Source organism: Trinickia sp. LjRoot230, assembly GCF_964253315.1.
In the GTDB taxonomy this organism is placed as follows: Bacteria; Pseudomonadota; Gammaproteobacteria; order Burkholderiales; family Burkholderiaceae; genus Trinickia.
Map to the genome: position 1 here is coordinate 598,143 of NZ_CAXUQX020000001.1, position 23,115 is coordinate 621,257.

At 62.9% G+C, this 23,115-nt stretch carries 21 protein-coding genes and 1 pseudogene; 10 read left to right on the top strand and 12 right to left on the bottom strand.

All coding sequences use genetic code 11. From position 1 onward, the window contains the following. Positions 1 to 122: 122 nt before the first annotated feature. Complete coding sequence (locus ACSQ20_RS02885) at positions 123 to 1,868, top strand: proline--tRNA ligase (RefSeq protein WP_436017261.1); 1,746 nt, start codon at positions 123 to 125, stop codon at positions 1,866 to 1,868. A gap of 95 nt (positions 1,869 to 1,963) precedes the next feature. On the opposite strand, the gene ACSQ20_RS02890 is transcribed toward ACSQ20_RS02885, so the two are convergent. Next, positions 1,964 to 2,515, bottom strand: coding sequence for a hypoxanthine-guanine phosphoribosyltransferase (locus ACSQ20_RS02890; protein WP_436017263.1), 552 nt, complete (start codon positions 2,513 to 2,515; stop codon positions 1,964 to 1,966). Positions 2,516 to 2,561: 46 nt separating this feature from the next. After that, positions 2,562 to 3,929, bottom strand: coding sequence for a signal recognition particle protein (gene ffh, locus ACSQ20_RS02895; RefSeq protein ID WP_436017265.1), 1,368 nt, complete (start codon positions 3,927 to 3,929; stop codon positions 2,562 to 2,564). A gap of 143 nt (positions 3,930 to 4,072) precedes the next feature. Between ffh and ACSQ20_RS02900 the strand changes: the two genes are divergently transcribed. The 7 genes and pseudogenes from ACSQ20_RS02900 to ACSQ20_RS02930 all read left to right on the top strand — a co-directional run bounded on the left by ACSQ20_RS02900 (position 4,073) and on the right by ACSQ20_RS02930 (position 12,072). After that, positions 4,073 to 5,011, top strand: coding sequence for a cytochrome C assembly family protein (locus ACSQ20_RS02900; protein ID WP_436017267.1), 939 nt, complete (start codon positions 4,073 to 4,075; stop codon positions 5,009 to 5,011). A 3-nt stretch (positions 5,012 to 5,014) separates the two neighbouring features. Next, on the top strand, positions 5,015 to 5,299 hold the full coding sequence (locus tag ACSQ20_RS02905; protein WP_436017268.1) for a PP0621 family protein: 285 nt from the start codon (positions 5,015 to 5,017) through the stop codon (positions 5,297 to 5,299). A gap of 6 nt (positions 5,300 to 5,305) precedes the next feature. Then, positions 5,306 to 5,893: a 1,6-anhydro-N-acetylmuramyl-L-alanine amidase AmpD gene (ampD, locus tag ACSQ20_RS02910; protein ID WP_436017270.1), complete on the top strand. Its 588-nt coding sequence runs from the start codon at positions 5,306 to 5,308 to the stop codon at positions 5,891 to 5,893. A gap of 539 nt (positions 5,894 to 6,432) precedes the next feature. Beyond that, positions 6,433 to 9,423 (top strand): ribonucleoside-diphosphate reductase subunit alpha, encoded by a 2,991-nt coding sequence (locus ACSQ20_RS02915; protein WP_436017272.1) that lies wholly within the window; start codon positions 6,433 to 6,435, stop codon positions 9,421 to 9,423. A gap of 380 nt (positions 9,424 to 9,803) precedes the next feature. Next, a complete protein-coding gene (locus ACSQ20_RS02920) occupies positions 9,804 to 11,030 on the top strand; it encodes a ribonucleotide-diphosphate reductase subunit beta (RefSeq protein ID WP_436017274.1) in 1,227 nt (408 codons plus the stop codon). Positions 11,031 to 11,110: 80 nt separating this feature from the next. Next, positions 11,111 to 11,441 (top strand): annotated as a pseudogene (locus ACSQ20_RS02925) (hypothetical protein). Positions 11,442 to 11,466: 25 nt separating this feature from the next. Next, complete coding sequence (locus ACSQ20_RS02930; protein WP_436017276.1) at positions 11,467 to 12,072, top strand: histone H1-like DNA-binding protein; 606 nt, start codon at positions 11,467 to 11,469, stop codon at positions 12,070 to 12,072. A gap of 190 nt (positions 12,073 to 12,262) precedes the next feature. Here ACSQ20_RS02930 and ACSQ20_RS02935 read toward each other — a convergent pair whose 3' ends face one another. The 10 genes from ACSQ20_RS02935 to ACSQ20_RS02980 all read right to left on the bottom strand — a co-directional run bounded on the left by ACSQ20_RS02935 (position 12,263) and on the right by ACSQ20_RS02980 (position 20,840). Next, a complete protein-coding gene (locus tag ACSQ20_RS02935) occupies positions 12,263 to 12,748 on the bottom strand; it encodes a glycine zipper 2TM domain-containing protein (RefSeq protein ID WP_436017278.1) in 486 nt (161 codons plus the stop codon). A 38-nt stretch (positions 12,749 to 12,786) separates the two neighbouring features. Continuing rightward, entirely contained in the window at positions 12,787 to 13,725 is a 939-nt protein-coding gene (locus tag ACSQ20_RS02940) for a carbohydrate kinase family protein (RefSeq protein WP_436017280.1), read from the bottom strand. 102 nt (positions 13,726 to 13,827) lie between these two features. Continuing rightward, positions 13,828 to 14,328: a thiol peroxidase gene (tpx, locus tag ACSQ20_RS02945; RefSeq protein WP_436017282.1), complete on the bottom strand. Its 501-nt coding sequence runs from the start codon at positions 14,326 to 14,328 to the stop codon at positions 13,828 to 13,830. Positions 14,329 to 14,675: 347 nt separating this feature from the next. Continuing rightward, complete coding sequence (locus ACSQ20_RS02950; protein ID WP_436017284.1) at positions 14,676 to 15,929, bottom strand: DUF3426 domain-containing protein; 1,254 nt, start codon at positions 15,927 to 15,929, stop codon at positions 14,676 to 14,678. Positions 15,930 to 16,039: 110 nt separating this feature from the next. After that, the gene (gene prmA / locus ACSQ20_RS02955; RefSeq protein ID WP_436017286.1) at positions 16,040 to 16,936 is read right to left on the bottom strand and encodes a 50S ribosomal protein L11 methyltransferase; all 897 of its coding nucleotides are present in this window, start codon (positions 16,934 to 16,936) and stop codon (positions 16,040 to 16,042) included. Positions 16,937 to 16,940: 4 nt separating this feature from the next. Continuing rightward, positions 16,941 to 18,308: an acetyl-CoA carboxylase biotin carboxylase subunit gene (gene accC, locus ACSQ20_RS02960; RefSeq protein ID WP_436017288.1), complete on the bottom strand. Its 1,368-nt coding sequence runs from the start codon at positions 18,306 to 18,308 to the stop codon at positions 16,941 to 16,943. 81 nt (positions 18,309 to 18,389) lie between these two features. Next, positions 18,390 to 18,854, bottom strand: coding sequence for an acetyl-CoA carboxylase biotin carboxyl carrier protein (gene accB, locus ACSQ20_RS02965; protein WP_436017290.1), 465 nt, complete (start codon positions 18,852 to 18,854; stop codon positions 18,390 to 18,392). A 69-nt stretch (positions 18,855 to 18,923) separates the two neighbouring features. After that, complete coding sequence (gene aroQ / locus ACSQ20_RS02970; RefSeq protein ID WP_436017292.1) at positions 18,924 to 19,388, bottom strand: type II 3-dehydroquinate dehydratase; 465 nt, start codon at positions 19,386 to 19,388, stop codon at positions 18,924 to 18,926. A gap of 196 nt (positions 19,389 to 19,584) precedes the next feature. Beyond that, entirely contained in the window at positions 19,585 to 20,169 is a 585-nt protein-coding gene (locus ACSQ20_RS02975) for a TlpA family protein disulfide reductase (protein WP_436017294.1), read from the bottom strand. Continuing rightward, complete coding sequence (locus ACSQ20_RS02980; protein WP_436017296.1) at positions 20,166 to 20,840, bottom strand: UDP-N-acetylmuramate--alanine ligase; 675 nt, start codon at positions 20,838 to 20,840, stop codon at positions 20,166 to 20,168. Before ACSQ20_RS02980 ends, ACSQ20_RS02975 begins: the two co-directional genes overlap by 4 nt. A 221-nt stretch (positions 20,841 to 21,061) precedes the next feature. On the opposite strand from ACSQ20_RS02980, the gene mpl reads away from it, so the two are divergent. Both mpl and ACSQ20_RS02990 read left to right on the top strand, forming a co-directional pair. Then, positions 21,062 to 22,450: a UDP-N-acetylmuramate:L-alanyl-gamma-D-glutamyl-meso-diaminopimelate ligase gene (gene mpl / locus ACSQ20_RS02985; RefSeq protein ID WP_436017298.1), complete on the top strand. Its 1,389-nt coding sequence runs from the start codon at positions 21,062 to 21,064 to the stop codon at positions 22,448 to 22,450. Further along, positions 22,447 to 23,025, top strand: coding sequence for a YqiA/YcfP family alpha/beta fold hydrolase (locus tag ACSQ20_RS02990; RefSeq protein ID WP_436017300.1), 579 nt, complete (start codon positions 22,447 to 22,449; stop codon positions 23,023 to 23,025). The genes mpl and ACSQ20_RS02990 overlap by 4 nt, the downstream gene beginning before the upstream one ends. Positions 23,026 to 23,115 lie beyond the last annotated feature (90 nt).

A 23,115-nucleotide genomic window follows, 5' to 3' on the forward strand; every position in this document is an offset into this window, starting at 1 on the left:
CTTCCGCATCGGCATGCACCAGTACGGGTCGCGCGTGACGCAAGGCGCGTGCCGCGCAGTTCGAACCCACTCGTTCCCCTCTTTGAGCGGCTCACCGTGGGCCGCCGCTTTGGAAAAACTGAATGAAAGCGTCCCGTTTTTTTATTGGCACTTTGAAGGAAGCTCCGGCCGACGCGGAAGTCGTCAGCCACAAGTTGATGGTGCGCGCGGGCATGATCCGGCGCGTCGCGGGTGGCATCTACAACTATTTGCCGATTGGGCTGCGCTCGATTCGCAAGGTCGAAGCCATCGTGCGCGAAGAGATGAACCGGGCCGGCGCGCTCGAGTTGCTGATGCCGTCTGTTCAGCCAGCCGAGCTTTGGCAGGAGTCCGGGCGCTGGGTGCAATACGGGCCGGAGTTGCTGCGTTTCAAGGATCGCAAGCAAACCGATTTCGTCTTCGGTCCGACGCACGAGGAAGTCGTGACGGACATCGCCCGCAATCAGATCAAGAGCTACCGGCAGTTGCCGGTGAATTTTTACCAGATTCAAACGAAGTTTCGTGACGAGATTCGTCCCCGTTTCGGCGTGATGCGCGGGCGCGAATTCACGATGAAAGACGCCTATTCGTTCGACAAGGATCAGGCCGGTCTCGACGAGTCATATCGCAAGATGTTCGACGCCTACGTGCGCATTTTTACGCGCATCGGCCTCGAATTCCGCGCGGTGGCGGCCGATAGCGGTGCGATCGGCGGCAACAAGTCGCAAGAGTTCCACGTGATCGCCGACACCGGCGAGGACGACATCGCCTACTGTCCGAACTCGGAGTTTGCGGCCAACGTGGAAGCGGCCGAAGCGCTCGCGCTCGGCGCACAACGTGCGGCGCCCAGCGAGCCGATGACGAAGACGGCGACGCCGGGCAAGGCGAAATGCGAAGCAGTCGCCGAATTTCTTGGCCTGCCGCTCGCGCGCACCATCAAGTCGATCGTGCTCGCCACGGACAACGAAGGCGCCGAGCCGACGATTTGGTTGCTGATGCTGCGTGGCGACCACGATCTCAATGAAATCAAGACAAGCAAGCTGCCGGGGCTCGCGAATTTCCGCTTCGCGACCGAGGCCGAAATCGTCGAGTGGTTCGGCACGCCGCCCGGCTATCTCGGGCCGATCGGCACGAAAAAACCGGTCAAGGTGATCGCCGATCGCACCGTCGCGTGCATGAGCGATTTCGTCGTCGGCTCGAACGAAACCGATTACCACACCACGGGCGTGAACTGGGGCCGCGATTTGCCCGAGCCCGTCGTCGCCGATATCCGCAACGTGCGGCCGGGCGACCCGTCGCCGGATGGCAAGGGCGCGCTCGAGATTTGCCGCGGCATCGAGGTCGGTCATGTCTTTCAGCTCGGCACGAAATACTCCGATGCAATGGGCGCGACGTTCCTCGACGAAACGGGCAAGCCGCGGCCGATGGTAATGGGCTGCTATGGCATCGGCATCACGCGCATTCTCGGCGCGGCGATCGAGCAGAACAACGACGAGCGCGGCATCATCTGGCCCGAAGCGATCGCGCCGTTCGAGCTCGTACTCTGCCCGATGGGCTATGAGCGCAGCGACACGGTGCGCGCCGCGGCCGACACGCTTTATGCACAACTGACCGAAGCGGGTATCGACGTAATCTTTGACGATCGCGGCGAACGGCCTGGCGTCATGTTTGCCGACTGGGAGCTGATTGGTGTGCCGCATCGGCTCGTCATTGGTGAGCGCGGCTTGAAGGAGGGAAATATCGAGTACCAGGGCCGACGCGATGCCGAGCCGACGCTGGTACCCATCGACGAAGCGGCTGCGTTCGCTGCCGCACGCGTGCGTGCGGGGTATTCGTCGGTCGCGGGCTGAGGGGCGAAGGAGCGGTCGGGCGTCACTGGCGGGAGCCTCTTGGCGCCCTTGCCGGTGGCTAGTGATTAATGACCGACGATTGATGTCTGACGCACTCAGGCGCCGTCGGTCAGCGCGCGGATCGTCGGCAGGTTGCGCCAGTAGCCGCGCGCGTCCATCCCACAGCCGAACACATAGCGATCCGGCACTTTGAAGCCGCAAAAATCGGGATAAAGCGGCTTGCCTTTGGACAGAGTCTTCTCGCACAGCACCGCACTCAAAAAGCGCTTCGCGCCCATCGCCAGGATGCGGTCGCGAATGGCGGCCATCGTCTCGCCTTCGTCGAGAATATCGTCGAGCACCAGCACGATACGGCCTTTGACCGATTCGGCCGGCGCCACCCGCCATTGCATGTCAGCGCTGCCTTGCGTCGTATTGCGGTAGCGGGTGAGATGGATGTAGTCGAATTCGAGCGGGAAATCGAGGCGGGGCAGCAGCATGCCGGTGAAGACGGCGGCGCCGCCCATCACCGACAGCACGAGCGGGAACGTATCGTTCATCTCCGCGCGGATGGCTTGCGCCATCTGCTCGATCGACGCGTTCACCTCGTCGGCCGAGACGATCTGCTCGGAGTGGCGAAAGATATGGAGGGCTTCTTCGCGATTCATGGCGTCGAATGAGCGGCGTATATAGTGAGTGTGGAGGTGGAAGACGTCAGCGCATGCCGGGCAGCATACCCTTCATGCCGCGCATCATCTTTTGCAGATTACCGCCCTTGAGCTTTTTCATCATCGTGCGCATTTGCTCGTATTGATTGAGCATACGGTTCACCTCCTGAACCTGCACGCCCGCGCCGGAAGCGATCCGGCGCTTGCGCGTGGCCTTGATCAGTTCGGGCTTGGCGCGCTCCTTCGGTGTCATCGAGTTGATGATGCCCTCCATGCGCCGCATTTGCTTTTCCGCCTGACTCATGTCCGCGCCGGCCGTCGCTTGCTGAAATTGAGCGGGCAGCTTATCCATCAGCGTGGACAGTCCGCCCATGCTCTTCATCTGCGAGAGCTGCGCGCGGAAATCGTTGAGATCGAAGTCGCCGCCTTTTTTGACTTTGTCGGCGAGCTTTTGCGCAGCCTTGACGTCGACGTTGCGCTGCGCTTCTTCGACGAGCGCGAGGATATCGCCCATGCCGAGAATGCGGTTGGCCATGCGCTCCGGGTAGAACACCTCGAGCCCGTCCAACTTCTCGGCCACGCCGACGAACTTGATCGGCTTGCCGGTCACGTGCCGCACCGAGAGCGCTGCGCCGCCGCGCGAGTCGCCGTCGAGCTTCGTCAGCACGACGCCCGTGAGCGGTAGCGCATCGTTGAACGCCTTGGCCGTGTTCACCGCGTCCTGACCGAGCATCGCGTCGACCACGAACAGGGTTTCCGCCGGATTCAACGTGCCGTGCAGCGCGGTGATTTCCTGCATCATCGCGTCGTCGATGCCGAGCCGGCCGGCCGTATCGACGATCAGCACGTCGTGGTAGTGACGCTTGGCCCAATCGACGGCGGCCAACGCGATGTCGACCGGCTTTTGATCGGGTTGCGACGGGAAGAATTCGGCGCCGACCTGTTCGGTGACCGTCTTGAGCTGCGCGATCGCGGCGGGCCGGTAGACGTCGCACGAGACGGTGAGCACTTTTTTCTTGTCTTTCTCGCGCAACAGCTTGGCGAGCTTGCCGACCGTCGTCGTCTTGCCGGTACCTTGCAGGCCCGCCATCAGGATCACGGCGGGCGGCGTCACGGCCAGGTTGAGTTCGGCGGCGCGGCCTTCGTAGTCGCCCCCGATGACGGCGGTGAGCTCGCGCTGCACGACACCGACGAGCGCCTGACCCGGCGACAGACTGCCGACGACTTCCTCGCCGAGCGCTTTTTCCTTCACCTTGGCAATGAATTCGCGCACGACGGGTAGGGCCACGTCGGCTTCGAGCAGGGCGAGGCGCACCTCGCGCAGCATTTCCTGGGTGTTGGCTTCGGTGAGACGGGCTTCGCCGCGCAGCGTTTTAACGACGCGCGCCATCCGTTGAGTGAGAGTGTCGAGCATGGGAGCGGAGGAACGGAACGGTCAACCGTGCGTGGCGGCTTGCCGGCGCACGCGCGAATGGGCCAAGCGTCTGTTTACGTATAACGGGTGACGACAGGCGCTGCCCGCCATATATAAACAGACGCTAGTGTAAACTGCAGAATATGGACATTGTACTGTATGCCCTCACCGCGCTCCTTTACGGCAGCCTTGCCGTGGCCGGCTGGCGCGCCTATCGGGCTGCGGGCGCCGGGGCCGCGGCCTTCGGCGGGCACACGGGGCCGCGCGCTGTGCTTTCGAGTGTACCTCCGATGCCAGCCCCGCCGCCATTCGCCGCCGCGTCTGGCATGACGATGCCGGGGCGTGTGCTGCTGTTCGTCGCGCTGCTCGCGCATGGCCTGCTGTTGCACACGACGATCTTCCCGCACGACGCGATGGTGTTCGGCTTTGCGTTTGCGCTCTCCGCGATGTTCTGGCTTGGGGCCAGCATCTATTGGATCGAAAGTTTCTTTTTTCCGCTCGATGGGCTGCGTTTGCTCGTGGTGCCGCTCGCTTGCGTGGCTTCGTTGCTGCCGCTTTTGTTCGGCGGCGTGCGCGTGTTGCCGTACGCGGCCGCGCCGCTTTTCAAGCTGCACTTCGTCATCGCGAACATCGCCTATGGACTGCTGACCATCGCCGCGCTGCACGCCGTGCTGACGCTGTTCGCGGAGCGGCGCCTGCATGGGTTGCGCGGCTCGCTCGAACACCGGGCGTCGAGCGGCTGGTTCACGAGCTGGCTCGATACACTACCGCCGCTGCTCACGCTCGAAAAGCTGCTGTTTCGCCTGATCGCGGCAGGGTTCGTGCTGCTGACGTTGACGCTGATCTCCGGCATTCTCTTTAGCGAGCAGCTCGTCGATCGCGCGCTGACCTTCGATCACAAGACGGTGTTCGCCTTCCTCTCGTGGCTGATGTTCGGCGCGCTGCTCGCGGCCCGGCGTATGTCTGGCTGGCGCGGACGCGCGGCGCTGCGCTGGGTGCTCGCGTCGTTTGTGGCTTTGCTGTTGGCTTATGTCGGCTCTCGCTTTGTATTCGAGGTGCTCTTGCACCGTCCCGTGGTCTGATCGATGCGACAAATTCTTCTTCTGATCCTCTTCGTCCTGGTGGGGCGCTGGCTCGTCAAGGCGCTGCGCACGGCGCAGGCAGGCGGCCCCGGGCGCAGCGATGCAGCGCGTGGTCCACACGCGGCGCATGCGCGCGAAGCGCCGCGCTCGCTCGCGGAGCCGATGGTGCGGTGTGCCGCATGCGGCGTTCATGCGCCCAAAGGCGACTCCATCTCCGTCGGGCAACAGTACTTCTGTTGCGCGGAGCATGCGCGGCCCTATGCGGCCAACACCGCTGGCTCGCGGTGAGAACCGATGAGCGCTGAGAGTCTTGCGGTCGGCGGCGACGGTTGGGTGACGGCGGCGCGCGCAGCGCCGTCGCCGAATTGCGAAGCGCGGCCGGCCGACACCATGCCGTCGCTGATCGTCGTTCACAACATCAGTTTGCCGCCCGGCGAATTCGGCGGCGATGCGATCGTCGAGCTGTTCCAAAATCGTCTCGACTGCTCGGCTCATCCGTACTTCGACGCGCACTTGCGCGGTTTGCGCGTGTCGTCGCATTTTCTGATTGAGCGCGATGGGGCGCTTGTGCAGTTCGTCTCTTGCGAAGCGCGCGCGTGGCATGCCGGTGCATCCGATTTCTTTGGCCGGCCGCGCTGCAATGACTTCTCGATCGGTATTGAACTCGTGGGCGCCGACGACACCCCGTTCGAGCCGGCGCAATACGCGATGCTGGCAGCGCTTGTGAAGGCGCTCGTCGAACACTATCCGATCGAAGCGCTGGCCGGCCACGCCGATATCGCGCCGGGGCGAAAGACCGACCCCGGACCGCACTTCGATTGGCAGCGGTTCGCGCGCGACGCCGCGCTAGCGGATCGGTATTTCCCCTACCAGCATCGTTGATAAAGCCACTCGCGTGCGCTGTTTTTGCGATGCGCCCGAACCGGCAAAACCCGTATGCCTCTTGCGTTTTGCGTCGGCCCTTGCCCGGTCCGCAACATGCAAATGTCAAGGGCCGGCGGGCAAATAAACCCTTTTGAGATGATCAATCGCTCTACTATACTTGGTGTGAACGGCACATAATTTCACAAGATATTGTGTCGAGACGCCAGCAGGCCTTCGCATAGGGCTAACGCTCGTGCCTCAAAATCGGGGGCTAGGCACTGCAGCGATGCAACGCATCGCGCGTCGCAAAAACACGGACGAAAGCGCAGGACCATCGCTTCTGCACCTTCGTCCTTTCGGGGAAGGAAGGGCGCACGAAAGGGGCGCGAGCACGTCGCAAGAACAACGAAGAAGGCCATCGTCCACTGCGTGCCGTTTCGCCTGACATCTCACTTGCGTTGCTTTTTTCCCCGCACCTCATCGTTCGCGCTCGGGGTGGCGCGACGGTTGTTCCAATCCGCGGCATCGCCGCACATCAAAGATCAGGAGCTTTGCACATGCAAACGACCGACAACATGACGAGCCAGCAGAGCGGGCCGAGCGGCCGCGCCGTCGGCGGACAATCTGCTCATACGCAGCCGCTTGCGCCGCAAGCGACGTTCGCCGATTACAAGGTCATTCGCCGCAATGGCAGCGTCGTGTCGTTCGAGCCGTCCAAAATCGCGATCGCCGTGACGAAGGCGTTTCTCGCCGTCAACGGCGGGCAGGGCGCCGCTTCGGCGCGCGTGCGCGAACTTGTCGAGCAGCTTACGCAGAACGTCGTGCGCGCCCTCGTGCGCAGCCGTCCGAACGGCGGCACGTTCCATATCGAAGACATTCAGGATCAGGTCGAGCTTGCGCTGATGCGCGGCGGCGAGCACAACGTGGCCCGCGCCTACGTGCTGTACCGCGAAAAGCGTAATCAGGAGCGCGCGCATGCGCCGCAGGCGTCGGCGCACACGTCGGGGCTGAACGTCGTCGACAACGGGGTCACGCGAGCGCTCGACATGAACGCGCTGACGGGCATCATCGAATCGGCCTGCGAGCACCTCGGCGCCGCGGTCAGCGCAGAGCCGATCGTCGCCGAGACCGTCAAGAACCTGTACGACGGCGTGCCGCTGAGCCAGGTCTACGACTCGGCGATTCTCGCGGCGCGCACGATGATCGAAAAGGACCCGGCCTACAGCCAGGTGACGGCGCGTATTCTGCTGCACACGATCCGCCGTGAGATTCTCGGCGAAGAAGTGACTCAGCATGAAATGAACGAGCGCTACGCCGAATACTTCCCGCAGTTCATCAAGCGCGGCATCGAAGCCGAGCTGCTCGACGAGAAGCTGCAGCAGTTCGACTTAAAGCGTCTTGGCGCCGCGCTCGACGCCAACCGCGATCTGCAATTCGGCTACCTCGGTCTGCAAACGCTGTACGACCGCTACTTTTTACATAGCGACGGTACCCGTATCGAAATGCCGCAGGCATTCTTTATGCGTGTGGCGATGGGGCTCTCATTAAACGAGATCGACCGCGAAGCGCGCGCCATCGAGTTTTACAACGTGCTGTCGACATTCGACTTCATGAGCTCGACGCCGACGCTCTTCAATTCCGGCACGCGCCGCTCGCAACTGTCGTCGTGCTATCTGACGACGGTGGCCGACGACCTCGACGGCATTTACGAAGCGCTCAAGGAAAATGCGCTGCTCTCGAAGTTTGCTGGCGGCCTCGGCAACGACTGGACGCGCGTGCGTGCGCTCGGCTCCCATATCAAGGGCACCAACGGTAAGTCGCAAGGCGTCGTGCCGTTCCTGAAAGTCGTCAACGACACGGCCGTCGCGGTCAACCAGGGCGGCAAGCGCAAGGGCGCGGTGTGCGCGTATTTGGAATCGTGGCACCTCGACATCGAGGAATTCCTCGAGCTGCGCAAGAACACGGGCGACGACCGCCGCCGCACGCACGACATGAATACGGCGAACTGGATTCCCGATCTTTTCATGAAGCGCGTGATGGAGGGCGGCGACTGGACGTTGTTCTCGCCGTCGACGTGCCCCGATCTGCACGACAAGTTCGGCGTGGAATTCGAAGCCGCTTACACGGCGTACGAAGACAAGGTGGCGCGCGGCGAGATCAAGCTGTTCAAGAAGATTCCGGCGGCCCAGCTCTGGCGCAAGATGCTCGGCATGCTGTTTGAGACGGGTCACCCGTGGATCACGTTCAAGGACCCGTGCAACCTGCGCTCGCCGCAGCAGCACGTCGGCGTCGTCCACTCGTCGAATCTGTGCACGGAAATCACACTGAACACGAGCGACACCGAAATCGCTGTCTGTAACCTCGGCTCGGTGAACCTCGTCGCACATATGATCAAGCAGGCCGACGGCAGCTACTTGCTCGATCACGACAAGCTCAAGCGGACCGTCAGCGTGGCCATGCGCATGCTCGACAACGTCATCGACATCAATTACTACGCGGTGGCGAAGGCGCGCAACTCGAACCTCAAGCATCGTCCGGTGGGCCTCGGCATCATGGGCTTCCAGGACTGTCTGCACCTGCTGCGCACGCCGTATGCTTCGGATGCAGCCGTCGAATTCGCCGATCGCTCGATGGAAGCCGTCTGCTACTACGCTTACTACGCGTCGACGGAGCTCGCCGAGGAGCGTGGCCGCTACTCCAGCTACCGTGGCTCGCTGTGGGACCGCGGCATCCTCCCGCAAGACACGCTCAAGCTGCTGGCCGACGCACGCGGCGGCTACGTCGAGATCGACGCGAGCGAATCGATGGACTGGACGACGCTGCGCTCGCGCATCGCCACCCACGGCATGCGCAACTCGAACTGCGTTGCGATCGCCCCGACGGCGACGATCTCCAACATCATCGGTGTGTCGGCCTGTATCGAACCGACGTTCCAGAACCTGTACGTGAAGTCGAACCTGTCGGGCGAGTTCACGGTCGTGAACGATTACCTCGTGCGCGACTTGAAGGCCGGCGGGCTGTGGGACGAGGTGATGGTTGCCGACCTGAAGTACTTCGACGGCACGCTCTCGCGCATCGATCGGGTGCCGGCCGATCTGCGCGCGATCTACGCGACCGCGTTCGAAGTCGATCCGAAGTGGCTCGTCGAAGCAGCGGCGCGCCGGCAAAAGTGGATCGATCAGGCCCAATCGCTGAACATTTACATGGGCGGCGCATCAGGTAAAAAGCTCGACGAAGTGTACAAGCTGGCCTGGCTGCGCGGCTTGAAGACGACCTACTACCTGCGCACGATGGGGGCGACGCACGTCGAGAAATCGACTGTGGCGCACGGCGCGCTCAACGCGGTGCGCTCCGATGATGGCGGCGTGGGTGGTGCGGGTGGCGGCAGTGCGGCAGGCGGGTTCGGTGCCGCGGGCGGTGCGGGCTCGTCGACGGGCGGCATGAACGCGGCGGCAGCCAGCGTTGCCGCGCAGCCGGAAGCAGAAGGTCCCGTTTGCATGATGCGTCCGGGCGACCCGGGCTTCGACGAGTGCGAGGCCTGCCAGTAACGTCGTGCAACGAAGCTGCGTTCGCGCTGCGCGCTATGCGCGCGGTGCGAGTCGAACAAAGCAGGCATCGCTGATGCTGGCAGTTAAGAAAACAACGACCGGCATGCGCGCATGATCGATATCGATGCCCCGCTTGTCGATCGAAAAGCTTGCTTCGTCATCGCTCGCTGATGTGCTCAAGCAAGCGCGATCGACCATATCGATTCATTGATTTGGACGCTCGTCGAACACATCGCGAGTGACGTCGAGTGAACGATGCATCGATCAAAGTGTTGTATGCAGGTCGCAGCGTGAATCGAAAAGAGAAATTTTCATGAGCGAACCCTTTTATCGCTCGTGAAAAGATGGTACAAACCGTTCTAAATTGATGGTGATAATTTATGCTCAACTGGGATGACGAGACGACTGCCGTAACTCCCTCGAGCGGTTCGCAATCGAATGCATTGCGCAACCTCTCCGGCTCGGCCGTCGGAACGCAAGCAGCGACGCTCAGCGCGACGCAAGCTCCGTTGGCGCAGGACATCTTCGCGGGCGACGTTGCCGTTGCCCCCTACGCGGCTGAAGTGGCCGCACCGGCCGCTCCATCGGAAGCGCGCGTCAACGTTGCCGACAAACGCATCATCAACGGCCAGACCGACGTCAACCAACTGGTGCCGTTCAAGTACAAGTGGGCCTGGGAGAAGTATCTGGCCGGCTGCGCGAATCATTGGATGCCGCAGGAAATCAACATGTCCCGCGACATCGCCCTCTGGAAAGACCCGAACGGGTTGACCGAGGACGAGCGCCGCGTCGTCAAGCGCAACCTCGGCTTCTTCGTGACGGCCGACTCGCTTGCCGCGAACAACATCGTACTGGGCACGTACCGCCACATCACGGCGCCCGAGTGCCGGCAGTTCCTGCTGCGGCAGGCGTTTGAAGAAGCGATCCACACGCACGCCTATCAATACATCGTCGAATCGCTCGGTCTCGACGAAGGCGAGATCTTCAACGCCTACCACGAGGTCAAGTCGATTCGCGACAAGGACCAATTCCTGATTCCGTTCATCCATACGCTGACCGACCCGGCCTTCAAGACGGGCACGCTCGAGGCGGACCAGAGTCTGTTGAAGTCGCTGATCGTCTTCGCCTGCGTGATGGAAGGACTCTTCTTCTACGTCGGGTTTACGCAGATTCTCGCGCTCGGCCGTCAGAACAAGATGACGGGCGCAGCGGAGCAGTATCAGTACATCCTGCGTGACGAGTCGATGCACTGCAATTTCGGCATTGACCTGATCAACCAGATCAAGCTCGAAAACCCGCACCTGTGGACGCCCGCGTTCCGCGAGGAAATCCGCGTGCTGTTCCGGCAAGCGGTCGATCTCGAGTATCGCTACGCGGAAGACACGATGCCGCGCGGTGTGCTTGGGCTGAACGCTTCGATGTTCAAAAGTTACCTGCGCTTCATCTGCAATCGGCGTTGCCAGCAGATCGGTCTCGATCCGCTGTTCCCGAACGAGGAGAACCCGTTCCCGTGGATGAGCGAGATGATCGACTTGAAGAAGGAACGTAACTTCTTCGAGACGCGTGTTATCGAATATCAAACGGGCGGAGCGCTGTCCTGGGAATGACAGCGGCGCTGTGCCTGCGAAATAGTTGGGGTGGCCGCGAAACGAATCGCGGCAAACATGGTTAGGAGCAAGAACGCCTGATGCAGAGCGTGCCCGGCGGCAAGTCCGTCCAAAAACATGACAAGCACTTTGCGAACCCTTCAGTGGGACGGGCGAACTACCCCCCGAAAAAGCTGGCGGCCCTATGGCCGTCAGCCCGACTCAAGCGATTGCCGGTAGGTACGGACGCGATATGCCGTGCCGCCGACTGGATTGGGCGTGCTGTGCCATCGGGCACCGCACGCCTCGCCGTATTCATTAGCGTAAGCGCGCCATACCTGCGTACGCCGATGAATAGCCCGCTTCGCAGCGCGCGCCCTCACCGGCGCGCAGCGGGAAGCGGGTTTTGAAGAAGGGTGTAGTTCAAACTGACTCTCGAAACCTGAAGGAGAAAACAATGGCACTCGCCAAGAAGAAGCCCGCTGCGAAGAAAGCTGCTCCGGCCAAGAAGGTTGCAGCGAAGAAGGCTGCTCCCGCGAAGAAGGTCGCAGCGAAGAAGACCGTAGCGAAGAAGGCCGCCCCGGCCAAGAAAGTCGCAGCAAAGAAGATCGTAGCCAAGAAGGCTGCACCGGCGAAGAAAGTCGCTGCCAAGAAGACGGCAGTGAAGAAGGCCGCGCCGGCGAAGAAGGCTGCCGCTAAGAAGGCCGTAGCGAAGAAGGCTGCACCGGCCAAGAAGGCCGCAGCGAAAAAGGCCGTAGCGAAGAAGGCTGCACCGGCGAAGAAGGCTGCGGCGAAGAAGACCGCTGCCAAGAAAGCCCCTGCGAAGAAGGCTGCCGCTAAGAAAGCTGCCCCCGCGAAGAAGGCTGCCGCCAAGAAAGCCGCCCCTGCGAAGAAGGCTGCTGCGAAAAAGGCTGCCCCTGCGAAGAAGGCCGCTGCGAAGAAGGCTGCGCCCGCTACACCTGCTGCCCCTGCGACGCCTGCTGCGGCCCCGGCTGCGCCGAGCGTCAAGACGGCGTTGAACCCGGCAGCGGCTTGGCCGTTCCCGACCGGCTCGCGTCCGTAATCGAAGCAGGACGAGGTAGCAGTGAGGGCCACGGCGCATTGGTAACGTGCGCCGCGCCCATGCAGTCAAAAACCCGTCACCAGTTCAAGCGGTGACGGGTTTTTTTTTGATAGACGACTGCCGCCTTGCTGACGGTGTGCTTCGTTTCAATGCGTCAAATGCGTCAAATGCGTCAAATGCGTCAAATGCGTCAATGCGTGACGCGCGTCACGCCGCCACTCGACAGTAGTCGCACCCGATCGCCGGCGCGGAAGACCTCACCCGTTGCGCTTTGCGTGATGGCGCGCAGGTCGCCATTATCGAGCCGCACGGTGATTTCGACGCCGCTGCGCTTGGCCACGCCGTTCTCGACGGCATTGCCGGCGACTGCGCCGGCAAGCCCCCCGACGATCGCAGTGATGATGGAGCCCTTGCCGCCGCCGATCGTGCTGCCGGCCACCGCACCAAGTGCGCCGCCGCCGACGGCCCCGATTCCGCTCGGTTGCCCGTTGTTCGAGCTGATCGTCACGGCGCGCACGCTCTCGACGACACCCATGCGCACCATCTGCTCGCGCTGCGCCTGATTGGCGGAATAGACGTCCGCCGAACTGCTGTTATAGGCGCATCCCGTGATCGCCAGCGTGCTGACGAGCGCCGTGGCGAGCGCCACATGAGCTATATGAGCTGATGTTTTCATTTTGTCTTGCTCCAACTCCAAGTCCACATTCCAAAAGGTTAGCTCAGGCGGTAACCGAATGCCTGCTCGAACCGCGCATCGATTTGAGCGCGCGACGGCGCATAGGTTTGCGGGCCCGATTGTTCAATTTTGAGCGAGCCCATCAGGCTTGCCAAGCGGCCGGTCGTGGCCCAGTCCATTCCATTTTCGATGCCGTAGAGCAGGCCGCCGCGAAAGGCATCGCCGCAGCCGGTCGGGTCAACCACGCGCGCGGGCGCGACGGCGGGGATGGCTTCACATTGCCCCGCGTGATGGATCTGCGCACCGTTTTCACCGTAGGTGACGACGAGTGCTTTCACGCGGCCGGCAATGTCGTCGAGCGACCAACCGGTCTTGTTGCTGACGAGCTTTGCTTCGTAGTCGTTGACGGCCACATAACTGGCAAGCTCGATTGCGCGGCGCAGTGCCTCGGCCGAGAACAGCGGCAGCGCCTGGCCCGGGTCGAAGACAAACGGTACACCGGCCGCCGCCAATTTTTCGGTGTGCTGCACCATGCCTTCATAGCCGTCCGGCGCGATGATCGCGAGCGTGACACCGTTCGCTTCGTCGGCGCGGTTCAGATGCGACTGCATCATCGCGCCTGGGTGGAACGCCGTGATCTGGTTGTTGTCGAGATCGGTCGTGATCATTGCTTGCGCCGTATAGGTGTCGGGCACGACGCGTATATGGTCCTTCGACAGGCCTAGGCTGTCGAACCTGTCGAGATAAAGCTGAGCGTCGGTGGCGCCGAGCGCGGCCATGACGCGCGCATCGCCGCCCAGCAGCTTGAGTGCATAAGCGATGTTGCCGGCGCAGCCGCCGAATTCGCGGCGCATCGTCGGCACGAGGAAGCTGACGTTCAGGATATGCACTTGCTCGGGCAAGATGTGGTCGCGAAAGCGCCCCTGGAAAGTCATGATGTTGTCGTAGGCGAGCGAGCCGCAGATCAGCGTAGCCAAGGCGAAGTTCCTAAGGGAAGAGGGAAACGAAACCGGCAGCACCACGTGACGAAGCGCCGCACGACACTCGCGCAGCGCTTCGTCAATGCGTGTGCAACTTACTTACTTCAATGCATTCAGTGCGGCGTCGTAGTTCGGCTCGTTCTTGATTTCGCCGACCAGCTCCGCGTGCAGCACTTTATCGCTTTCGTCGAGTACGACGACCGCGCGCGCCGTCAAACCGGCCAGCGGGCCGCTCGTGATATCGACGCCGTATGCCTTCGCGAAATCATGGCTGCGGAATGTCGATGCGGTCACGACGTTCTCGATGCCCTCGGTCGTGCAAAAGCGCGAAGCGGCGAACGGGAGGTCGCCCGAAACCACGATCACCGCAGTGTTGGCCAGCTTGGCGGCCGCTTCGTTGAACTTGCGCGTGGAGGTGGCGCAAGTCGGCGTGTCGAGGCTTGGCACGATGTTCAGCACTTTGCGCTTGCCGGAGAAATCGGCAAGCGTCACCGGTTTCAGATCTTTGCCGACCAGCGACACGTCGGGCGCTTTTTGGCCCACCGTCGGAAACGTACCGCCCACTTCGATTGGGTTGCCGCCCAGCGTAACTTGACTCATGTTGTGCTCCAGAAATTCGTCTCGGGTTATCGCGAATGCGAAAAAAAGGGCGCGGCCGATTCGACGGTGGCCGGCCCGCGGTTGCGCTGCCTACTAGGGCCTGTTCACGCTAATTACAGGCTTGCGAACGTGCCTTGCCGGGCGTCCCCCAAGGCACGTTCCCCTAATCGAAAAATCCTTCGCGGGGCTGGCCGCCAGAAGGGCCGATCGCCGCGTCATGCTCCTTGTGAATACGTCGAGTATTCCCTTCGTCCCCCAAGGGGATTTCCTGCGGGGCATCACATTCCTTGCGCTCGGCCCTTCTGGCGGCCAGCGCAAGCCTGTAATTAGCGTGAACAGGCCCTAGGTTAGGGGTAGAAAATTTGCACGCGGAAGTTGGTGGCCACCGCGTTACCACTGTCGAGCCGTACGATCATCGTCTGCGTGGCATGTGCCGGCAGCCCCGTTGCAACCGCGGTGCCGGGCGGCAGGTAGTCCTGCGGCCAGAGCACGCGGCGGATCGCGACTTCGTTTTTCGCGTCGAAAAGCGTCAGCTCGATCGCCGGATAGGCGAGTGCGACGTTGTAACGGTTGCGCAACGGCACGTGCAGTTCGAGCCGGTGCGGGCCGTCCACTTGGCGCAGGTCCGACGCCTCGACTTGTAGGCCGTCGATATCGCGCGGCGGTGCGATTTGGCAGCCGAGCTGCGCGCACGCGCGCACGAAGAGCGGCTGCGAATCGGGCCAGTAGACCATGACGGCTTCCCTGCGCCACCAGGCGAGTTGCGCGAGCAGCAGCACCAGCAGCACGAGGCACAGGAAAACGCCCGCGACGCGGCGTAACGTGTGCCGCGGCGCAGCGGCTCGCCGCTCGCGTGTGACGGCGAAATGCACGCGGTCGTCGTCGGCTTCCGGCCCCCGGCCAGGCGTAGGCGGCATCCGAAAACGCGGCTCGGGATCGGCGCGCCAGACAGGAGCGAGGTCGTCCGGCGGCAGGCGTGGCTCGTCGTCGCGTGCCGAAGGCGCTGCGCTGCTGAAGCCGTGCGCGTGTGGCATTCGATCTGCGTGCTCGTCTCGAGGCTCGGACAACGCCTCTGGCTCGCGCGGCGCGGCCGTCGAAACGGCAGGTTCGGGCGGGGGCACTGTATCGCCAAAGCCCGCGAACGTTGATGACTGTCGTGGCGTTGTTTCGTGGGGATGGGATTCGAGTGCTTCAGTTGCTTCAGGTGCCCCCGTTGGCGCAGGCGTGGCGGGCTCGACGGGGGCGGTCTTTTGCTCCTCTTCGCCGGCAGGCGAGATCGGAGGTGCCGGCTCGGCGACGGGTTCGGGCACAGGCTTCGGCGGTGTTGGCGGTGCCGATTCGATTGGTGTGAGGAGCGGGGCCTCGTCGGTCGATGCGGGTTGCGCCGGGCGCGTCGTTGCGTGGGTATCGTCGGCAGCGTGCGTTGCGTTGGCATCGCTCGTATCGCGCGACGCCAGCGCGGTGGGATCGAGCAGGTTATCCGATGCGACGAACACTTCATTGCAGTGCCCGCAGCGTACGCGTCCATTCGAGCGCGCGAGTTGCGCCTCCTGTACGCGGAAAACCGTTTCGCAGTGGGGACAGCGGGTGGCAAGAACCATAGTGGACCGGTGCCGGCCGCGAGGACCGGTGCGTGGATCGATACGCTATTCTAAAGACTTTCCCGGCACACCCCGTTTCTTGGCGCGCCGCTGCCGTTCGACGTCCATTTTTACGCCGGCTTGGTGCCAGTGAGACACACCCACCCGTCGAGTTCGCGCCATACGCGGAGCGCGATCCACGGCGCGTAAGCCGCGGCGACTTCGTCGGCTTGGCGTGCGAGCACACCCGATAACGCGAGCCGTCCACCGGGTTTGACCTGCGACGACAGCATCGACGCCATCAACTTCAGCGGATTCGACAGGATATTGGCGACGACGATATCGAACTCGATCGGCGGGCAGGCATCGGGCAACCCATAAGTGAGTTCGACGCCGTTGCGGGCGCTGTTTTTGCGCGCCGATTCGACGGCTTGCGGGTCGATATCGATGCCGAAGACCGGTTCGGCACCGCATTTCTTCGCGAGGATCGCGAGTATGCCGGAACCGCAGCCGTAATCGAGCACAGACCGACCCTGCTCGACCGATTCCTCGAGCCACTCCATGCAAAGACGCGTGGTCGGATGGCTGCCCGTGCCGAAAGCGAGCCCGGGATCCAGCTCGAGCACGAGTGCGTCAGGGTCAGGCGCCGCGTGCCAGGACGGCACGACCCAGATGCGCTTGCCGATTGCGATGGGTTCGAACTGCGATTGCGTGAGACGCACCCAATCCTGATCGGCAACATCGCGCGTCTCGAACGGCGGCACGGCCGCGAGTCCGAGCGCGTTACCGGCAGCCGCGGCCACGACGCCCGGATCGTGCTCGGGCGCGAGCAACGCGATCACGCGCGAGCGCTGCCATGCCGTGCGCTTCGGGGTGAGCCCCGGCTCGCCGAAGAGCGGCTGTTCGTCGGGGGTGTCGGCGTCGGCGTCTTCGACCGATACCGACAGCGCGCCGAGCGCGAGCAACGCATCCGAAAACGCTTCGGCCTGCGCACGATCGAGTTCGACGATCAATTCCCGATAAGTCATCGGCTCAAGCTTCTTCCGGCGCGGCTTGCTGCTTCGCCGCGAGCCGGTTTTCGAGGTAATGGATGCTGGTGCCGCCTTCGACGAAACCGCCGTCGAGCATCAATTCGCGATGCAGCGGAATGTTCGTTTGGATGCCTTCGACGACCATTTCCGACAGCGCGATGCGCATGCGCCGGATGGCTTGGTCGCGCGTCGCACCGTAAGCGATGAGCTTGCCGATCATCGAATCGTAGTTCGGCGGGACGAAATAGCCATTGTACGCATGGGAATCGACGCGGATGCCCGGCCCGCCCGGTACGTGCCACGATGTGATGCGCCCCGGCGAAGGCGTGAACTTGAACGGGTCTTCGGCGTTGATGCGGCATTCGATCGCATGGCCGCGAAACACGATGTCGCGCTGACGATAGCCCAGCTTTTCGCCGGCGGCGATGCGGATCTGTTCCTGAACGATGTCGATGCCGGTGATGAGCTCCGTCACCGGATGCTCGACCTGCACGCGCGTGTTCATTTCGATGAAATAGAACTCGCCGTTCTCATATAGGAACTCGAACGTGCCGGCGCCCAGGTAACCCATCTTCTTGCAGGCGTCCGCGCAGCGATCGCCGATGCGGTCGATCAGGCGGCGCGCGATGTTCGGCGCGGGCGCTTCTTCAATGACCTTCTGGTGCCGCCGCTGCATCGAGCAGTCGCGCTCGCCAAGCCATACGGCATTCTTAAACGAATCGGCCAGCACCTGGATTTCGATGTGGCGCGGATTCTCGAGAAACTTCTCCATATAGACCTGCGGATTGCCGAACGCACGGCCGGCTTCCTCGCGCGTCGTGTTCACCGCGTTCACGAGTGCCGCTTCCGTATGCACGACGCGCATGCCGCGCCCGCCGCCGCCGCCGGCCGCCTTGATGATCACCGGATAGCCGACTGCTCGCCCAATCTTGACGATCTCCTTCGGGTCGTCCGGCAGCGCGCCTTCCGAGCCCGGCACGCAGGGCACGCCGGTCTTGATCATCGTCTGCTTGGCCGTCACCTTGTCGCCCATCATCCGGATGGTCTCCGGGCGCGGGCCGATGAAGGTGAAGCCTGACTGTTCGACGCGTTCGGCGAAATCGGCGTTCTCCGACAAAAAGCCATAGCCGGGGTGGATAGCCTCGGCGTCAGTGACCTCGGCCGCGCTGATCAGTGCCGGCATATTGAGATAGCTTTGCGGCGACGGCGCGGGCCCGATGCAGACGGCTTCGTCGGCGAGCTTGACGTACTTGGCTTCCTTGTCGGCCTCGGAGTAGGCGACAACGGTTTTGATGCCCAGTTCGCGGCACGCCCGCTGGATGCGCAGCGCGATTTCGCCGCGATTGGCGATGAGAATTTTTTCAAACATGGCGATGGTTCGACTCTTCAGTGGACGCTTAAGCGCGGCCCGTGCAGGACGCAGGCCGGGGTGCGTGAGACTCGCTCGCCGTCAGCCGATCACGAATAGCGGCTGCCCATATTCCACGGCTTGCCCGTTCTCGGCGAGGATTTCCTTGATTACGCCGTCCTTGTCGCTCTCGATTTCGTTCATCAGCTTCATCGCCTCGATGATGCAGATCGTCTGCCCTTCCTTGACCGTGTCGCCAACATTGACGAACGAGTCCGCGCCCGGCGACGGCGAGCGATAAAACGTGCCGACCATCGGTGACGTGACGATATGGCCTTGCTGAACAGGCGCTACGACCGGTGCGCTCGGCGGCGCTTCTGCAGGGGCCGTGCTCGGCGCCTGCATCGGGACCGCCATTTGCGGCGCATAGGCGTTGGGCGATTGGACGTAAACCGGGGCGGCGTTCTTGACGATGCGGACTTTGCCTTCACCCTCGGTGACTTCGAGCTCCGAAATGCCCGACTCGGAGACGAGGTCGATCAAGGTTTTCAGCTTACGTAGATCCATAGGGAATCCCCTTTTTTATTGCATGGGGCATCGGACACAAGCGCCGATGCCGAATTGGTTTTATCGAGACTAGCTGCGCGCCGCGCCCGGGCCCGAGCCGGCGATACGCTCGAGCGCGAACTCGAGCGCGTAGAGATAACCTTTCCAGCCCAAGCCGCAGATCACACCTTCGGCCACGTCGGAAAAGTACGAGTGATGCCGGAACGGCTCGCGTCGATGCACGTTCGACAGGTGAATCTCCACGAAGGGAATGTCGACTCCCTTGATCGCGTCGCGAATTGCCACGCTCGTATGGGTGTATGCCGCCGGGTTGATGATGATGAACTCGACGTTTTCCGCGCGTGCCGCATGGATACGATCGACGAGCTGACCCTCGTGATTGCTCTGAAACGTGGCAAGCTCGACCCCTGCTTGCTTCGCGCGTTCGACAAGCGCTTGATCGATTTGCTCAAGCGTCACGCTGCCGTAGACCCCAGGCTCTCGCGTACCGAGCAGGTTGAGGTTGGGGCCGTGCAGTACCAGCAGTCGTGTCATGGTGGCTTGTCTTTTCCGCGGAATTGGGCGCACTTTAGCGCCCTTTAAAGAAATCTGTCCAGCGCGCAGCGGAAAAACGTCGCGCGACAATGGCTAAGCAAGCGCCCGGGATTGGCCAACTCGCTTCGATCTAGCGTGAATTTCTTTTAGCGTGGCTGTAATTGCCCGCAACTCTCGGCCAAGTGCGGAAACTGCATCATAGTGCATCGAGCGTGCGGCGCAGCTCGTTCGGCGAGATTTCGCCTAATTTTGTCGACCGTACGGCGCCGTTGGCGTCAATTACGACGGTGAAGGGCAGCCCGCCGGCGAGATTGCCAAAATGTCTGGCCAGGTCCGCACCGCCAAAACCGCTGACGTAGATTGGATAGTCGACGGGCACTTTGTGCAGAAAGGACTGCACGTTCTTTTCGGAATCGACGCCGATACCGATGAATTGCACGCCCTTGCCCGCGTATTGGCGAGCGAGGCCGGCAAGCGCCGGCATTTCGCGTACGCACGGTCCGCACCACGACGCCCAGAAGTTGACCACCAACACTTGCCCTTTGAATGCGGCGAGCCCACCCGGTTTGCCGTCGGGCGCGGCAAGCGGCGCGGCGAGCAGTTGGGCGACGGCGTCCGGTTGCGCCTGCGCGAGCGCCGGCGTCGTTGCCGCACCGGCGGCGGGCACATTCGTGTCGACGTCCGCGTTCCGTTCACGCAGCATGTGAGTGCCGACGACGCCGCCCGCAATCAGCACCGCGGTCACTGCCACGGCCCCCGCGGCGATTTTCACTCTCGTCATGGTTTCGATTGCGTCGGTGGAGGCGTTGAGCCGATTGCCGCGCTGGCGTCGCCCTGGCTCAGCAGGGTCGCCACGGTTTCCGTATTCGCGCGTTGCGTGCGCCCGCGGGCGTCGGCGCGTACGGCCCCGCGCAGGTCGTCGGTATCGTAAAGCGCGATATGCATGCCGATCGGCGCATCTTCGCGGGTGTCGCGCCAAAGAAAGCTCAGCGTCTCGACCGGGCTGCGGCCGCCGAAATGGCGCGTTTCCGAAACGTCGTATTGAATATTCGCATTGAGCAGATAAATTGCGACTTCCTTCGGATTATCGCAAAACACCTGCAGGTGAATGTCGGAGTGTTCGCCCGCCGTGCCGTTCAACACGGCGCCCGTCAAATAGGGATTGAATTGGACGAGACGCTTCATCCAGTCGAATGCAACTTCGCGCAAATGACGCAGCACGGCCGGCTGGCTGTCGGACTGAAAAAGCGACTGGTATTCGCGGATTTCCTCTTCGATTTGATCGTTGTCAGGCAGCCATTCGCCCGCCACGCGGGCCTGCCCGAAAACTTGACGCGCCGCCTTGCGCTTGGCACTCGAATAGTCGAGCCCTTCCTCCGCGATCAGCCGTGCAGCGGCCATCGCGATTTCCTCCCGCACACGCTGCGGGTCGACGTGAGATCTGCGAACCATCCAGCAATCATACTCGATCGCCGCCGGCAAGCCGTTGCGCGGCGCTTGGCGACGGAATGCCAGCGAAGGTGTCGGGTACAATAACGGCCTTTTATGAGATGCGCTGGAACGCGCTCGGAGTCAGTGGCGGCGCCCGCGCGTAGTCACCGGTCGAGCCTTCCGGCTGCTTCTTTCTGCGGTTTTTCCGGCACGCTCCGCAGTTCGACAGGCTCGATATCGTTATGCACATCCATATTCTCGGCATCTGCGGCACGTTCATGGGCGGCCTCGCCGTGCTCGCCCGCGCCGCGGGCCATACCGTGACGGGGTGCGACGCCGGCGTCTACCCGCCGATGAGCACCCAACTCGAGGCGCAGGGCATCAAGCTCGTCGAAGGCTACGGCGCCGAACAGCTCGATCTGGCGCCCGATCTTTTTGTCATCGGCAATGTCGTGACGCGCGGCAACCCGCTGATGGAAGCGATTCTCGATCGCGGGCTGCCGTATGTCTCGGGGCCGCAATGGCTCGGCGAGCATGTGCTGGCGGGCAAATGGGTGCTGGCGGTGGCGGGTACCCACGGCAAAACCACGACAAGCTCGATGCTCGCGTGGCTGCTCGAAGACGCGGGATTGAACCCGGGCTTTTTGATCGGCGGCGTGCCGCTCAATTTCGGCATTTCGGCGCGGCTGACCGATTCGAGCTTCTTCGTCATCGAAGCCGACGAATACGACACTGCGTTTTTCGACAAGCGCTCCAAGTTCGTCCATTACCGGCCGCGGACCGCGATTCTGAATAATCTCGAATACGATCACGCCGATATCTTTCCCGATCTTGCTGCGATTGAAACGCAATTCCATCATCTTGTGCGCACGGTGCCGAGCGTCGGGCGGCTCGTCGTGAACGGGCGCGACAGCGCGTTGGAACGTGTGCTGGCGCGCGGCGTGTGGAGCGAAGTCGAGCGTTTCGGCGTTGATGGAGGGTGGCAGGCGCTGCCCGTGACGCCGGACGAAGCCGTCGATGAACGTTATGCCGTCTATTGGCAGGGGCAGCCTGCGGGTATCGTCGAGTGGCAGGTTCAAGGAGAGCACAACCGCTTGAACGCGCTCGCGGCGATCGCGGCGGCGCGCCATGTCGGCGTGCCGTCGGCACAGGCCGCCCGCTCGCTGACGGCCTTTCGCAACGTGAAGCGCCGCATGGAAGTGCGCGGCAGTGTCGAGGGTGTGGTCGTCTACGACGATTTCGCGCATCATCCGACCGCGATCGAGACGACCATCGCCGGCTTGCGCGCCCGCATCGGGGCGCAAGCTCGCATTTTGGCCGTGCTCGAGCCGCGCTCCAACACGATGAAGCTCGGTGTGATGAAGGCGATGTTGCCGTCGAGCCTCGCCGCGGCCGATCTCGTCTTCGGCTACGGCGCGCCCAGCGGGCGCGACGCGCTCGGATGGAACTTGAGCGATGCGCTCGCGCCGCTCGGCGCGAAGGCATGTGCATTCGACAGTCTCGATGCGCTTACCGCCGCGGTCGTGGCGGCGGCGCGCCCGGGTGACCATGTGCTCGTCATGAGCAACGGCGGGTTCGGCGGCGTGCATCAGAAGTTGCTCGATGCGCTCGGTGAGCGGGGCGCTGCGTGATTGTCTATCTGCATGGCTTTCGCTCGTCGCCGAATTCGTTCAAGGCGCAGCTGATGGCCGAGCGGCTCGCCGCACTCGGCCGCGGTGCCGAGTGGCGCTGCCCGATGCTGCCGGTGTCGCCGCTCGGGGCGGTGGCGCTGGTGGAAGCGACCGCCGCGGGCCAGCGCGACGTCACGCTCATCGGCAGTTCGCTCGGCGGCTATTTCGCCACCTACCTTGCCGAAAAGCATGGCTGGCGAGCGGTGCTGCTCAACCCGGCGGTGTTGCCGCAGCGCGACTTGTCGGCCTACCTCGGCGAGCAGCCGCTGTGGCATGGCGGCGGCAGCATCGTCGTCACGCCGCGCCATCTCGACGAGCTGCGTATGCTCGGCGTGGCGTCGGTGACGCGCCCGCAACGCTATTATTTGATCGCCGCCACGGGCGACGAGGTGCTCGACTATCGGGAAATGCTTGCGCATTATCCGGGCGTCGAAACGAAACTGATCGAGGGCGGTGACCATGCGATCAGCGATTTTGCAGAGTACGTCGACGACGTACTCGCTTTTTGTGGCGTGTTGCCGGCGAGACGCGCGTAGCGCGCGGCATTGCGGCGGCGTCACAGCGGATTGGCATCGGCAGCGGGCGCGCGGATTGCGGCCCATTGCGGTCATAGTCGCCGCATTAGT

Coding starts and splice junctions, on each gene's coding strand:
- ACSQ20_RS02935 (WP_436017278.1), bottom strand. CDS start 12,748: ATGAAAACATCAGCTCATATAGCTCATGTGGCGCTCGCCACGGCGCTC.
- mpl (WP_436017298.1), top strand. CDS start 21,062: ATGCACATCCATATTCTCGGCATCTGCGGCACGTTCATGGGCGGCCTC.
- ACSQ20_RS02885 (WP_436017261.1), top strand. CDS start 123: ATGAAAGCGTCCCGTTTTTTTATTGGCACTTTGAAGGAAGCTCCGGCC.
- aroQ (WP_436017292.1), bottom strand. CDS start 19,388: ATGACACGACTGCTGGTACTGCACGGCCCCAACCTCAACCTGCTCGGT.
- ACSQ20_RS02900 (WP_436017267.1), top strand. CDS start 4,073: ATGGACATTGTACTGTATGCCCTCACCGCGCTCCTTTACGGCAGCCTT.
- ffh (WP_436017265.1), bottom strand. CDS start 3,929: ATGCTCGACACTCTCACTCAACGGATGGCGCGCGTCGTTAAAACGCTG.
- accC (WP_436017288.1), bottom strand. CDS start 18,308: ATGTTTGAAAAAATTCTCATCGCCAATCGCGGCGAAATCGCGCTGCGC.
- ACSQ20_RS02930 (WP_436017276.1), top strand. CDS start 11,467: ATGGCACTCGCCAAGAAGAAGCCCGCTGCGAAGAAAGCTGCTCCGGCC.
- ACSQ20_RS02890 (WP_436017263.1), bottom strand. CDS start 2,515: ATGAATCGCGAAGAAGCCCTCCATATCTTTCGCCACTCCGAGCAGATC.
- ACSQ20_RS02920 (WP_436017274.1), top strand. CDS start 9,804: ATGCTCAACTGGGATGACGAGACGACTGCCGTAACTCCCTCGAGCGGT.
- ampD (WP_436017270.1), top strand. CDS start 5,306: ATGAGCGCTGAGAGTCTTGCGGTCGGCGGCGACGGTTGGGTGACGGCG.
- ACSQ20_RS02915 (WP_436017272.1), top strand. CDS start 6,433: ATGCAAACGACCGACAACATGACGAGCCAGCAGAGCGGGCCGAGCGGC.
- ACSQ20_RS02975 (WP_436017294.1), bottom strand. CDS start 20,169: ATGACGAGAGTGAAAATCGCCGCGGGGGCCGTGGCAGTGACCGCGGTG.
- prmA (WP_436017286.1), bottom strand. CDS start 16,936: ATGACTTATCGGGAATTGATCGTCGAACTCGATCGTGCGCAGGCCGAA.
- ACSQ20_RS02950 (WP_436017284.1), bottom strand. CDS start 15,929: ATGGTTCTTGCCACCCGCTGTCCCCACTGCGAAACGGTTTTCCGCGTA.
- ACSQ20_RS02980 (WP_436017296.1), bottom strand. CDS start 20,840: ATGGTTCGCAGATCTCACGTCGACCCGCAGCGTGTGCGGGAGGAAATC.
- ACSQ20_RS02905 (WP_436017268.1), top strand. CDS start 5,015: ATGCGACAAATTCTTCTTCTGATCCTCTTCGTCCTGGTGGGGCGCTGG.
- accB (WP_436017290.1), bottom strand. CDS start 18,854: ATGGATCTACGTAAGCTGAAAACCTTGATCGACCTCGTCTCCGAGTCG.
- tpx (WP_436017282.1), bottom strand. CDS start 14,328: ATGAGTCAAGTTACGCTGGGCGGCAACCCAATCGAAGTGGGCGGTACG.